The sequence below is a fragment of the Daejeonella sp. AP26 genome (genome assembly GCF_056680515.1).
Window position 1 is genome coordinate 3,010,856 of record NZ_CM155286.1, and the last position, 14,218, is coordinate 3,025,073.

Genomic DNA, 14,218 nt, shown 5'->3' on the forward strand with positions numbered 1-14,218 from the left:
AAAAAACGAGTTTCTTATTTACTCGTTACGCTACTTGACATTTCTTTAAAGAACTTCTCGCCGGCGCCTCGCGGTTTGGCTGATATTTTTGATCGGTCGTGCAAGCATTGCTGCTCTCATTTCCCGTTTAAAATCTTGTTGTTGTCCTGTCCGGCATCGCGCCTTTCAGTGTTTGTTTTTTAGACTTGCTGTGTCTCTCCCTGTTTGGGATTGCAAAGGTAGAAAAGATTTTGTTATCTGCAAATTATTTGTGAAAATAATTCGGAGCCCTTTCTGTGTGAAAATCTGCACCAGCTTATTCACCAGTGCCATTTTTACTCCTTTACCTAACCTGTCTGAGAACGTCCGCTTTCCTTCGATTGCGGAGTGCAAAGGTAACAGCTTTTTCCATCCTGCCAAACTTTATTTGAAAATAATTTCCGGCTCCCTTTCCCTGCTGCTGAAAGACTTTCAATTCGGCCTAAACCGCCTCTCTAACTCTTTCTTTTAACCTCTAACTTCTCTAAGAACAATTCCGCTTTGCTTCCTTAGCGGGTTGCAAAAGTAGAAACATTTCCCAATCCGCGCAACTATTGTTTTAAAAAAGTCTCCCCGCTAAGGTAACCCCCTGAAAACGAGATCGAAAAAGTTTGATGCTTCGGCTTTTGCGCTCTGAATAACAACCGGTTCGACGAAAAGTTTAGCCGGTAACGCAACTTCCTCGTAGTTCACCATATACTGACTATATCCTTACAGGGTGCTTACAGGCTTTTGATCGAAGGATGACATAGTAAGCACATAGTAAGCACATAGTAAGTACATAGTAAGCATATAGTAAGTGGCGAGTCAAATAGATGCTTGGTATGAGGGCGGATAGAAGCTAGTTCAATAAACGCTCTTTAATCTTGAATCGAGAAATTCAGCAGAACGTTAAAATGTGTTAAACTGAAAACAGTTCTATTACATACTATTAATTTAGCCTTACTATAGAGGGGCTGCTATATGGAGCTGGCCTGACTCTACCTATACATATATGCTATACAGTAATATCCTGGGGGAATAGCGATCGCCGACAAACAGCACTTGCGTGGCATGCAGGAAACAGTGGTTTAAAGCTGCTTTAGCATTATGAAGGAATCAGCAATACGAGCAATAGGAAGCTGACTGGATAATAAGATCACCGGAAAGGTTATTGAAGCTGTAAGGCGGTGAAGAGTCAGTCAATCGTATATTATTTAACTAAACTAGATATGGAAATGCCAGCAGCATAAAAATCCACCCGAAGAACGACTATTACCCAGAAATAACTCCTTATTATATAGGAGTAAAAAAAGCCGGCTTCATGAGCCTTAATTATAATTGAAATTTTATCAAATAACCTTACCTTTGCAGGATGTTTAAAAATAAGCGCTTAATAGCTGTAAGCATATTCCTATTATTATCTGTCACCCTGATCAGCTGTAAAAGCAAATTTGAGAAGTTACGTTTAAGTAACGACACTGGTAAAAAGTACCAGGAAGCTCTCAGATTATATAACAACAAGAGTTACACCAAGGCTCTGATATTGTTTGATGATCTTGTTCAAAAGTACAGAGGAAGGTCTGAAGCAGAAGATCTGTCGTATTACTACGCCTATACCAACTACAAGCTGAAGGACTATACAACGTCAAGGTATCATTTCAAAATGTTTGCCGACAACTATCCTAATAGCCCGAAAGCAGAAGAGTGCAGATTCATGGCGGCCTATTGTTATTACCTGGAGTCACCAATTTACTCTCTCGATCAGGATAACACTTTGAAAGCGATTGAGTCTTTGCAGTTGTTCATTAACCTGCACCCAAAAAGCGAGCGTGTAGCCGAAGCAAGTAAGCTGATTGATAATCTTCGCGACAAGCTGGAGACCAAATCATTTGAAAATGCCAAGCTATTTTTAGATATTGGTGACTATAAGTCAGCTGTTATCGCATTCAGAAATTCGATGCGCGATTATCCGGATACAAAGTATGCCGAGCAAATGGAGTTCATGAGCATTCAGGCTCAATACCTTTATGCTAAAAACAGTTTTGAGAATAAACAAGTTGAGCGATATAACGAGGCGATAGCAATGTTCACCGAGTTTTCAGAAAAATATCCTTCAAGTAAATTTTTGAAACAAGCTCAGGCGCTTAAGAAGGACTCTGAAAGAAATATTGTTGTGGTTCAGAAGATAATGGCTTCCCAGCAACCCAAGCAGGAAAAAGATAAAGAAGAAGAAAAGAAAGAAGAAATTAAAAACGATACAAATGAGCAATCTTAAAAACACAACACCAACCAGCACCATCACTCGTGACGTTCGTCAGTTGGATCTGAAAACTGATAACATTTACGAATCGATCGTGATTATGTCGAAGCGTGCAAATCAGATTGCAAATAATGTGAAGGAAGAACTTCATGGCAAGCTTGCTGAATTTGCATCTTCAAATGATAACCTGGAGGAAGTATTTGAAAACCGCGAGCAAATCGAAATTTCAAAACACTACGAACGGATGCCTAAGCCAACCTTAATAGCTGTTGACGAATTTTTAAGCGACAAAATATACTACCGTAATCCCGCTAAAGAGCAGATTTAATATATAGAGCATGGGGCAAAGGGTTTGTGTTATGCGCTATGCTCCTTGCCCTGTGCCTTATGCTTAAAAATAAAAACATCCTTCTTGGCATTTGCGGCAGTATTGCTGCTTATAAAGCTGCTGCGCTAACCCGTTTATTCATTAAAGCTGGGGCTAATGTCAAGATTGTAATGACCAGGGAGGCTGCCAGCTTCATCACTCCCCTAACCCTGGCAACTCTATCCAAAAACCCCGTTTTAGTCGAATATTTCAAACCTGACACAGGCGAATGGAATAATCATGTAGACCTTGGTCTATGGGCAGACCTGATGATCATCGCTCCGGCAAGCGCCAACACCTTGGCTAAACTTGCTAACGGAATATGCGACAATCTCCTTTCCGCAGTTTACCTTTCGGCAAGATGTCCGGTTTACCTGGCGCCTGCAATGGATCTGGATATGTGGAAACACCCTTCCACTAAAAGTAATATTCGTAAGCTCATTGATTACGGTAATATTCTGATAAATCCTACCTACGGCGAACTTGCCAGTGGCTTAACGGGGGAAGGAAGAATGGCCGAACCCGAGACTATGATAGATTTTCTGGAAACCACATTGAGTGCGGGCAAGCCATTAGTAGGTAAAAAAGCACTTGTTACAGCAGGTCCCACTTACGAGGCTATCGATCCGGTTCGGTTTATTGGTAATCATTCCTCCGGAAAAATGGGCTTTGCCATAGCTGAAGAACTATCAGCATTGGGCGCATCGGTAACACTCATAGCCGGGCCCGTTTCTATCAACCTCGATAACGTACACATTAAACGTATTGATGTGACTTCGACTGAGGAAATGTTGGAGGCTGTTCAGCAGAACTTCCAAGGAAGTGATATTATGGTTATGAGTGCGGCTGTAGCCGATTATAAGGTAGAGAATCCCGCAGAAAACAAGATCAAAAAATCTACTCCTCTTCTGGATCTTCAACTATCCAAGACAACCGATATCCTGGCTACCATAGGTCAGCAGAAAAGAAACGACCAGCTATTAGTAGGGTTTGCTTTAGAAACCAATAATGAAGAGGATAACGCGATAAAAAAACTTACCTCTAAGAATCTCGATTTTATAGTACTTAACTCGTTACGGGATGAAGGTGCAGGATTCAAAGGAGATCAGAATAAGATCACGATTATTGACCGGCAGCTAAACAAGCAAAGCTTTGAATTGAAATCTAAATCAGAAGTAGCTGCCGACATCTGCCAAAAAATTGTAGATTTAATTCGATGAAAAACCTGCTCTTGCTTTTTGCCGGCTTGTTATTAACAAGCAGTCTATATGCTCAGGACCTTAACGCAAGGGTGCAGATCCTTTCCCCGCAAATACAGAATCCCAATCAACGGATCTTCACAGTACTAGAAACTGCCATTCGTGATTTCCTGAACAATAGAAAGTGGTCGGCTAATTCGCTGCAGGCGCAGGAACGCATTGACTGCAACATGATCATTACCATCAGCAATTGGGACGGCTCTGGCAGTTTTAAGGCAGAAGCCCAGATACAATCAAGCCGGCCAGTTTATGGAACCAGTTACAATACAACTGTTCTAAACATCAACGACAAGGACTTTGATTTTAACTATTCGGAGGGCCAGCCGATGGATTACACCGATCAGAGTTATACAAACAATTTAACTTCGCTGCTGGCCTTTTATGCTTATGTAATTACCGGCCTTGATTACGATACGTTTTCGAAGAATAGCGGTACACCTTATTTTACCAAAGCACAGCTAGTGGTTAATAACGCGCAGAACGCTCCTAATAAAGGGTGGAAAGCTTTTGAAAACCTACGCAACCGCTTCTGGTTGGTGGAAAACCTGCTCAGCCGTACATACGCCCCAGTGCGTGAGAGCTATTATGAGTATCACCGCGAGGGATTGGATGTGATGTCGGGAAACAAGCAAAAAGGCGAAAAGGCCATCCAGGGTATCTTGCCCAAACTCCAGAAATTAGATAAGCAAAAACAAGGTTCGATGCTGCCGCAGCTATTCTTTACTGCAAAGGCAGATGAGATGGTGCAGATTCTAAGTAGTGCTGCTCCACAGGATCGCATAAAGGCATATAATCTTTTAGCGGAGATTGATCCCGCAAACGTTTCTAAATACGAAGCGTTGAAAAAAGCAAAGTAATCTCCGTCCTATTCCTACATGGCAAATCTGTATTTTTGCCCCAACCTATTTTTGACTACATGCTTAACAGACTGGTTATACGCAATTATGCGCTCATAGATAATCTTGATATTTCTTTTTCTAAAGATCTGAATATCCTTACCGGCGAGACGGGTGCTGGTAAATCTATTATTCTCGGCGCATTATCCTTGCTTCTTGGGCAGCGTGCAGAAAGCAAGTATTTCTATAATCAACAAAAGAAATGTGTTATCGAAGGCACCTTCCAGGTTGGCGAGTTTCATCTTAGCGATTTCTTCAGCGAAAATGATCTGGATTATGATACCGAAACGGTTCTACGTCGTGAGATTTCATCAGACGGTAAGTCACGTGCTTTTGTAAATGATACGCCGGTTAACCTCACTACCCTCCGTCAGCTGGGGGAGCGATTAATCGATATCCATTCTCAGCACGCAACTATAGAAATTAACGACGAGTCGTTTCAATTGAATGTCCTCGATATTGTAGCAGGACATCAACCATTGCTGGAAAAATATAAGGATACTTTCAAGGCTCATCAAAAAGCAACCACAAGCCTTAAAAATCTTTTAGCCGAAAGTCAGCAATCAAAGGCTGATCAAAACTACTTTCAGTTTCAGTTTGATGAATTAGAGAGCGCCCGCCTCAGCTCCGGCGAACAGGAATTGATGGAACAGGAGCTCGATGTGCTTACTCATGCTGAAGAGATAAAGCGGAACCTAGCGCAGGTAACCTATTTATTAAACGATAGTGAGCAGTCGGTAGTTTCACAGCTAAAAGAAGTTCTTAATAGTTTACAGCAGACCGAAAAATACAGTCCGGCAATTGCAGAATTCTCTGAACGCTTAAAAAGCAGTCTGATCGAAATCAAAGATATCGCCGCCGAAACTGAGAGTATTGAACAGCAAACCGGTATTAATGAAGCGCGGACTGCCGAGCTCACCGAACGTTTAGATACACTCTATAACTTACAAAAAAAGCACCGCGTCAGTTCAGTGAATGAATTATTGGACCTTCAAGAGACTCTCTCAGAGAAACTGAACTCTATTCTATTTGCTGATGAGGATATTGAAAGATTGAAAGCTGAGATCACAGCTTTTAAATCTGAACTATTAATGTTAGCGGCTGACTTAACAAAGGGCCGCCAAAAAGTGATCCCTCAACTGGAAAAACAGGTTCAGGAGATACTGCAGGAAGTTGGAATGCCACAGGCGATGATAATAATACACCGGGAGGAACTGACTGACGACCAACTAAGACCAACAGGCCGCGACCAGGTGCAGTACCTGTTTAGCGCCAATAAAGGCCAGGCTCCTCTGCCCATGAATAAAGTCGCCTCGGGCGGCGAGCTGTCAAGACTAATGCTTAGTATCAAGTCACTAATAGCACGTTATACTTCCTTACCGACCATAATCTTTGATGAGATCGATACCGGTATTTCTGGTGAAGTGGCTTTAAAGGTGGGTAACATTATGGAAAACCTCGCTGAAAATATGCAGGTGATTGCTATTACCCATCTACCACAGATAGCCAGTAAAGGAACTTCTCATTACCAGGTCTACAAAGACGAACAACCGGACCGGACTTTAAGCAATATCAAGATTCTGAATGAGAGCGAGCGCACTATGGAAATTGCAAAGATGCTTAGTGGTGAGAATCCCGGGGAGTTCGCTTTACAAAACGCTCGTGAGTTGATGGGATTGTAATTATGGAATTAACGGAATAACGGCATCATAACGTTTATGAGCAGATCCCTTTTCCTTAGCCTTTCCCTGACCATTTGTCTATTGTCAATTTCCGGTTACGGTAAGCCGCTTTCATTAAACGATTCTATAGAAGTTGTATTTAAGGATACCATGCACGTGCGTGGTAAAATCGTAGACGAAAAAGGTAAGCCTTTAAGGGCTATCGCTGTTTCCACTGGTGGATATTCTAGAGGTTTAGTTAGCACAAGTACTAACTCAGACGGCAATTTCCTTTTAAAAAACGTTCAACCTAATGACACGCTTTTTTTCAATCTTGGTAACAGCTTTGCGAAGATCTATCCCGAGGGGAGCCGGATCTTAAATGTAGTCTTGCGCGAGGAACTTCTCAATTTGTCTGAAGCCACCGTTAGAGCGAAAAGGCATGTACCTAAAGAATTAAAGAACTCAATAGAAAAGTTCGAGAATTTTGCTGGATTCCCTAACTACGGGTATGAGCCCGAATACCCAGGCGGTATTGATAAATTTCACAAAAACCTTAATGCAAAAGTCGTTTATCCGGATAAAGCACGAATGGCAAACATCGAAGGTATGGTAGAGATCGAGTTCACACTTGATAGCCTAGGGCAAACCACAAACTTTAGAACCATCCATGGATTAGGCTATGGTTGCGAAGAAGCGGTAATAGAAGTTCTAAAAGAAACGAAATGGAAACGGGGTATCAAGAATGGCTACCCCTACGCCCCCTCGATGTCATTGAAAGTTTTGTTTAAACTGGAAGATCTATAATCAGGCTAACAAAGAAGACAAATCTTACTTCTTAGTATTAGTCAAATCCTTCCTGTCGTTTCTCACGCTGCATTTAAATTTTTTCAGGCTAATCAATTAGATTACCTAATTTAGCGCACTTAAATTCAAATACTATGGCTTATAACTTACTGAAAGGTAAAAGAGGAATTATATTCGGAGCTCTTAATGAACAATCAATAGCATGGAAAACAGCACAACGTTGTTTTGAAGAGGGTGCAGAGTTAGTACTGACTAACGCGCCAATTGCGTTACGTATGGGTGAAATTGATAAATTGGCCAAAGAATGTAATGCCCCTGTTATCCCTGCCGATGTAACCAGTATGGATGATCTTAACAATCTGTTCACCAAAGCCCAGGAACATTTCGGAGGTAAGGTTGACTTTATCCTGCACTCTATCGGGATGAGTATCAATGTCCGTAAAGGCGTTCATTACACCGAGAACAACTACGATTATACCATGAAAGGTATGGACATATCCGCACTTAGCTTACACCGCGTTTTGCAGGTAGCGATGAAGCAGGATGCCATTAGCGAATGGGGTTCGGTAGTTGCCTTAAGTTATATAGCAGCTCAGCGTGTTTTCCCTGACTATAATGATATGGCGGATAACAAAGCTCTGCTGGAAAGCATTGCACGCAACTTTGGTTATCAATATGGTGTTAAGAATAAAGTGCGTATCAATACCGTTTCTCAATCACCAACAATGACCACAGCAGGCTCGGGCGTTAAAGGATTTTCGGGCTTTGTGAGTTATGCAAATAAAATGTCTCCACTTGGAAACGCCGATGCAAATCAGTGCGCTGATTACTGTGTCACACTATTCTCTGATCTGACCAAGATGGTGACCATGCAGAATTTATTTCATGATGGCGGATTCTCCTACACCGGAGTAAGTCAGGCTGTTATTGATCAAATGGAGAAAGAATAGATTTGGCAAAAAAACCTCGGACAAATAGGTTGATTGTATTTAATACCAAATAAAAAAGGAGCCCTAAAGCTCCTTTTTTATTTGGTATTCGATTTTAGAATCGATTACTCGTCTTCCTTCTTTTCCTCTTTCTTTTTCTTACCCTTCGACTTACCAATAATGCGAATCTCTTCCTTCTCTTTATCGTAATCTACTTCCATTACATCACCTTCAACCAATTCGCCTTTAAGTATCTCTTCAGCAATCGGATCTTCCAGGTGTTTCTGGATCGCACGTTTTAATGGACGGGCACCAAAGTTCGCATCATATCCTTTATCAGCGATAAACTCTTTAGCGGCATCGGTTAACTTGATATCATAACCAAGTCCTTTAATTCTTTCGAACAATGATTTCAATTCGATATCAATAATCTTGAAGATCTCTTCTTTTCCTAAAGAATTGAATACGATCACATCATCCACCCGGTTCAAGAACTCAGGGGCGAATGCACGCTTTAAAGCATTTTCAATCACTCCGCGGGAATAAGTATCAGCCTGAGTTGACTTGGCAACTGTAGAGAAACCAACTCCCTGACCAAAGTCTTTCAACTGACGGGCTCCAATATTAGAGGTCATGATCACGATCGTGTTCCTGAAATCTACTTTTCGACCCAAACTATCAGTTAACTGACCTTCGTCCAATACTTGGAGAAGTATATTAAATACATCAGGGTGAGCTTTTTCTATCTCATCAAGTAAGATAACTGAATACGGCTTGCGGCGAACTTTCTCTGTCAGCTGACCACCTTCTTCGTATCCAACATAGCCCGGAGGCGCACCTACCAGACGTGAGACCGCAAACTTCTCCATGTATTCACTCATATCCACCTGGATCAAGGAATCCTCACTATCGAACATAAAGCGCGCAAGTTCTTTTGCTAACTCTGTTTTACCGACACCTGTAGGTCCAAGGAATATAAATGATCCAATGGGCTTTTTAGGATCTTTCAAGCCGGCCCTTGTTCTCTGGATCGCTTTCGTTAATTTCTTAACAGCATCCTCCTGACCAATGATCCGGGTATTGATCGAATCGAACATACCAAGCAACTTCATGCTGTCTGTCTGACCAACACGTTGTACCGGGATACCGGTCATCATAGAAACTACCTCCGCAACATTATCTTCTGTAACCGTATAACGCTTAGTTTTAGTTTCAGCTTCCCATTCAGTTTTTGCTCTCTCCAGTTCTTCAAGTAGATGTTTTTCAGTATCACGAAGCTTCGCGGCTTCCTCATATTTCTGACTTCTAACCACCTTGTTCTTTTCAACCTTGATCTCTTCAATCTTTCTCTCGATATCAATAATTGTTTCAGGAACGTGAATATTTGTCAAGTGAACTCTTGAACCTGATTCATCCAATGCATCAATAGCCTTGTCAGGCAGGAACCGGTCTGTAATATATCTCGAAGTTAAACTCACACAAGCCTGAATAGCTTCATCCGTATAAGTTACTCCATGATGCTCTTCATATTTATCTTTTATCCTTGTCAGGATCTCAATAGTCTCATCCGGCGTGGCTGGTTCAACCATTACTTTTTGGAAACGACGATCTAATGCACCATCCTTTTCAATATACTGGCGATACTCATCCAGTGTTGTTGCTCCGATACATTGAATTTCTCCCCTGGCCAATGCCGGCTTGAACATATTAGAAGCATCTAAGGAACCCGACGCCCCACCAGCGCCAACTATAGTATGAATCTCATCAATAAATAGAATTACGTCAGGTGATTTTTCAAGCTCGTTCATCACAGCTTTCATCCGCTCTTCAAACTGTCCGCGGTATTTAGTACCCGCAACCAATGAAGCCAGATCAAGTGTAACAACGCGCTTATTAAATAATACCCTGGACACTTTACGTTGAATGATACGCAATGCAAGTCCCTCTGCAATCGCAGATTTACCAACACCTGGTTCACCAATTAAAATAGGGTTATTCTTTTTACGTCTCGACAAAATCTGCGATACGCGCTCGATCTCTTTTTCACGACCAACAATCGGATCTAACTTACCATCTTCAGCAGCCCTTGTAAGATCGCGACCAAAATTATCAAGAACGGGGGTTTTTGATTTTATGTCTGAAACTTTCTTCGGCTGACTAAAGCTTTCCTCTTCGCGAAAATCATCATCACCCGCAGCAGAGCCCGGCGCTTCATCGCGAAAACCTTCTTTATTATTCTCTACTTCAGATTTAAACACGTCATAGTTAATATTGTATTGCAACAATATTTGCGAAGCGATATTATCCTCATCCCTTAAAATGGACAAGAGTAAATGCTCGGTGCCAATTACATCACTCTTAAATATCTTGGCTTCCAGGTAAGTAATCTTTAATACTTTTTCTGCTTGCTTTGTTAATGGGATGTTTCCCAAGTTTACAGTTGTGCTCGACGTACCTTTAACAGCATCTTCTATAGAACGTCTTAAACGTGATGTGTCAACGCCCGCACCCTTCAAAATCTTTATGGCCATACCATCCCCTTCGCGGATGAGGCCTAAAAGTAAATGCTCCGTGCCAATGTAGTCGTGCCCTAATCGCAAGGCTTCTTCCCTGCTATATGATATCACGTCTTTGACGCGCGGTGAAAATTTTGCTTCCATTTATAACCTTTCTTGCTCTTTAACGCCCTAATCTATCATTTTATGGTCAACCGATTAGCGCTTGTAGTAACAAAGTTATCAACAATTACGCCATTTACCCGCAAATGGTTTCCACTAATTTTCAGATATTTAAGTTGACACCTTTTTGACTTATTTGGCGATATTTGCCCAATTCAAAACGATAATATGGCAGACGAAAAGATCATTTTTTCTATGGCCGGGGTAAACAAGATATACCCGCCACAAAAACAAGTACTCAAAAATATATACCTGTCATTCTTCTACGGCGCCAAGATTGGCGTCATAGGATTAAACGGTTCAGGTAAGTCTTCTGTTTTAAAAATTATTGCTGGTCTTGATAAATCTTACCAGGGCGAGGTAGTGTTTGCGCCGGGCTATTCTGTGGGCTATTTGGCTCAGGAGCCCGAATTGAATCCCGAAAAGACGGTTAAAGAAATTGTTGAAGAAGGTGTCGCTCCCGTAAAAGCAGTGTTGCAGGAGTACGAAGACATCAATGAAAAGTTTGGTTTACCCGAAGTTTATGAGAACGCAGATGAGATGGATAAACTTCTTGCCCGCCAAGGGGAATTGCAGGATCAGATAGATGCTGTCGGCGCATGGGAACTGGATTCTAAACTTGAAAGAGCGATGGACGCATTGCGTTGCCCTGATCCCGATACTAAAATTGCCACTTTGTCAGGAGGCGAGCGCCGTCGAGTAGCACTTTGTCGGTTATTGCTGCAAGAACCCGATGTCTTACTGCTGGATGAGCCGACTAATCACCTGGATGCTGAAAGTATCGATTGGCTTGAACAACATTTGAAACAATATAAGGGAACCGTTATAGCGGTAACTCACGACAGGTACTTTTTAGATAATGTTGCCGGCTGGATACTTGAGCTTGATCGCGGCGAAGGCATCCCATGGAAAGGAAATTATTCTTCATGGCTTGATCAAAAATCAAAGCGCCTGGCTTCCGAAGAAAAGACAGAAAGCAAACGGCAGAAAACTTTAGAGCGCGAATTAGAGTGGGTACGAATGGCTCCAAAGGCACGGCATGCAAAATCAAAGGCTCGTTTATCTAATTATGAGAAACTGGCTTCCGAAGAAACGAAAGACCGCGAAGACAAATTAGAGCTGTTTATACCTCCGGGACCGCGCTTAGGTAATATTGTAATAGAAGCTCAGAATGTATCGAAGGCTTATGGGAATAAAGTGCTTTTTGAAAATCTAAGTTTTTCCCTTCCGCCAGCAGGTATAGTGGGGATTATCGGTCCGAACGGTGCAGGTAAAACCACTTTGTTCCGCCTGATCACCGGACAGGAAACTGCTGATTCCGGAACCTTCCGTGTAGGGGAAACAGTCGCGTTAGGTTATGTAGATCAAATGCATGATGACCTCGACCCGAACAAATCGGTCTGGGAAAATATTACCGATGGCCAGGAAACGATTCTCTTGGGAAACAAACCGATCAATTCAAGAGCCTACGTTTCAAAATTCAATTTCAATGGTGCTGATCAGCAAAAGAAAGTTGGCGTTTTATCAGGGGGTGAACGTAACCGCGTCCATTTATCTATCACATTGAAGAAAAGCTCCAATGTCCTTTTACTGGATGAGCCGACGAACGACATCGATGTTAATACATTGAGGGCTTTAGAGGAAGGGCTTGAAAACTTTGGTGGTTGTGCAGTCATTATCTCACACGACCGTTGGTTTTTAGACCGCATCTGTACACATATTCTGGCCTTTGAAGGCGACTCGCAAGTTTACTTTTTTGAAGGCAACTACTCTGAATATGAAGAAAACCGTAAGAAACGTACCGGGGATATTACTCCTCATCGAATACGTTACAAAAAGTTAGTTGAGTAAAACTAAAGAGCCGTCCCTTATCAAAAAAAGGACGGCTTTTTTAGTGTAAGATTTTGCCCTATTCCGATTTCAGGCTAGCTTTTTTCTTGCGATTGATCTTCACAAATACCCAAAATAGGCTTGATTCAATTCTTGCTCAGTTCTCACTCCTCTTCTGAAGTTAAGACGGGCTTTTGCTAAGCATAAACTGAAGCAGATCTGATCAGAGCTGATGAGTTGATTTAACATACCGTACATATGACGGGGATTACTTAGACAATTGAATATGATCGCTAGAGCTCGTTTGCGATACAGAGTTCATCTTCTTGAGCATATCATTCATTTCCTTCTGCAGTACGGTCATTTGCTTTCTCATCAAACGCATTTGCTTTTTCATGTCAAGCATCAAAGCTTTATAGTTTTTTTGAGAACTGTTCATTACATAATGCATAGGCCTGCTTACCTGAAATTTACGACCAGTTTCTTTCAAGCCTTCAATATCTTTAATCCTGCTACTCCATAGCAACATTAATTCTTGCTGCAATTCTGAGAAATTACTCATGATTTTTTTGTTTGAGATAAGAATAACAAACGGCCGAAGGCAAGGTTTTATTCTATTAAGGAGGAATAGAGTTTGAGAATAAGCTTAATTATAAATTTTCTGCCAGCCAGTTTTCACATTCAGTCAGCAAGCCAGGGACCTCGTCAAATTTAGCGTCGTGGCCCAGGTTTTCATAGGTAACCAACTTATTTTTAACGCCAAACTGATCAAGCCTGCCCTTTAATTCCTGAGACTGTTGGTAGGGTACAATAACATCTAATTTACCATGAAGTAACAGAGTAGGTTTAGAAGTTGAGGTTACGTGGCTAATTGGGCTGGCTTGTTGGTAGACGGAAGGGATATTTTCGGCAACATCTCCCAGAAACGCCCTTACGACCAGTTTCTGTTGAATACTTGCATTCGACATATTAACTAAACTGGTGGGTCCAGCCAGCGACACCACTGTTTTAACGTATCCACCAGTATTGTAGGTATAGGTATATAATAACGCAAGGTGACCACCGGCACTCGCTCCTACCAGTGCAACCTCATCGGCCGATATCTTCCATTCGGAGGCCTTGGTTTGGATGAATTCGATTGCTTCGCCAAGGTCTGAGACTTGCGCGGGATGAATGTTATTTTCTGCAGTGCCGGTTAGCCGATAGTTAACTGATGCAGTTGCATATCCTTTATCCCGAAACTGTTTAGCGATGGAGGACATTTCTGCTTTATCGCCGCTAAACCAAAAGCCGCCATGGATGAAGATGACCCCTTTTGTTTGAGAACTCCGGTTTGCAGGTAAGTATACGTCGACGGTTTGAGCTGAGTGACTCCCATATTTCAGGTCTAAGAGATCTGCACGCTTGGGTATGATAACGTCGACTGTATCTTTTTTACAACCTGCAACCAGAAAACAAACTATTAGGAAGTACTTGATGGTAACTTTTGTCATAGTTAAGCGCTGAATGTTAACTTGTTAACAAATAAATA

11 protein-coding genes are annotated in these 14,218 nt (G+C 41.8%); 8 read left to right on the top strand and 3 right to left on the bottom strand.

From position 1 onward, the window contains the following. Positions 1–1,372 precede the first annotated feature (1,372 nt). From AC1MCB_RS12850 to AC1MCB_RS12880, 7 genes are all read left to right on the top strand, one after another. A complete protein-coding gene (locus AC1MCB_RS12850) occupies positions 1,373–2,275 on the top strand; it encodes an outer membrane protein assembly factor BamD (RefSeq protein ID WP_479965121.1) in 903 nt (300 codons plus the stop codon). Further along, positions 2,262–2,588 carry a DNA-directed RNA polymerase subunit omega gene (locus AC1MCB_RS12855; RefSeq protein WP_479965122.1) on the top strand — a complete coding sequence of 109 codons (327 nt, stop codon included), beginning with the start codon at positions 2,262–2,264 and terminating at the stop codon, positions 2,586–2,588. Before AC1MCB_RS12850 ends, AC1MCB_RS12855 begins: the two co-directional genes overlap by 14 nt. Before the next feature lie 59 nt (positions 2,589–2,647). Then, positions 2,648–3,847 (top strand): bifunctional phosphopantothenoylcysteine decarboxylase/phosphopantothenate--cysteine ligase CoaBC, encoded by a 1,200-nt coding sequence (gene coaBC / locus AC1MCB_RS12860; protein WP_479965123.1) that lies wholly within the window; start codon positions 2,648–2,650, stop codon positions 3,845–3,847. After that, positions 3,844–4,743, top strand: a complete 900-nt coding sequence (porD, locus tag AC1MCB_RS12865) for a type IX secretion system protein PorD (RefSeq protein WP_479965124.1) — start codon at positions 3,844–3,846, stop codon at positions 4,741–4,743. Before coaBC ends, porD begins: the two co-directional genes overlap by 4 nt. A gap of 59 nt (positions 4,744–4,802) precedes the next feature. After that, on the top strand, positions 4,803–6,464 hold the full coding sequence (gene recN, locus AC1MCB_RS12870; RefSeq protein ID WP_479965125.1) for a DNA repair protein RecN: 1,662 nt from the start codon (positions 4,803–4,805) through the stop codon (positions 6,462–6,464). Positions 6,465–6,500: 36 nt separating this feature from the next. Further along, positions 6,501–7,250: a TonB family protein gene (locus AC1MCB_RS12875; RefSeq protein ID WP_479965126.1), complete on the top strand. Its 750-nt coding sequence runs from the start codon at positions 6,501–6,503 to the stop codon at positions 7,248–7,250. Positions 7,251–7,384: 134 nt separating this feature from the next. Then, positions 7,385–8,200, top strand: a complete 816-nt coding sequence (locus AC1MCB_RS12880; protein ID WP_479965127.1) for an enoyl-ACP reductase FabI — start codon at positions 7,385–7,387, stop codon at positions 8,198–8,200. Between the two features lie 104 nt (positions 8,201–8,304). Here AC1MCB_RS12880 and AC1MCB_RS12885 read toward each other — a convergent pair whose 3' ends face one another. Next, entirely contained in the window at positions 8,305–10,839 is a 2,535-nt protein-coding gene (locus AC1MCB_RS12885; RefSeq protein ID WP_479965128.1) for an ATP-dependent Clp protease ATP-binding subunit, read from the bottom strand. A 186-nt stretch (positions 10,840–11,025) separates the two neighbouring features. Between AC1MCB_RS12885 and ettA the strand changes: the two genes are divergently transcribed. After that, entirely contained in the window at positions 11,026–12,708 is a 1,683-nt protein-coding gene (gene ettA, locus AC1MCB_RS12890) for an energy-dependent translational throttle protein EttA (protein ID WP_479965129.1), read from the top strand. 247 nt (positions 12,709–12,955) lie between these two features. On the opposite strand, the gene AC1MCB_RS12895 is transcribed toward ettA, so the two are convergent. Together AC1MCB_RS12895 and AC1MCB_RS12900 are read right to left on the bottom strand one after the other, a co-directional pair. Then, entirely contained in the window at positions 12,956–13,249 is a 294-nt protein-coding gene (locus tag AC1MCB_RS12895; protein ID WP_479965130.1) for a hypothetical protein, read from the bottom strand. Between the two features lie 88 nt (positions 13,250–13,337). After that, positions 13,338–14,180, bottom strand: a complete 843-nt coding sequence (locus AC1MCB_RS12900) for an alpha/beta fold hydrolase (RefSeq protein ID WP_479965131.1) — start codon at positions 14,178–14,180, stop codon at positions 13,338–13,340. Positions 14,181–14,218: the final 38 nt, after the last annotated feature.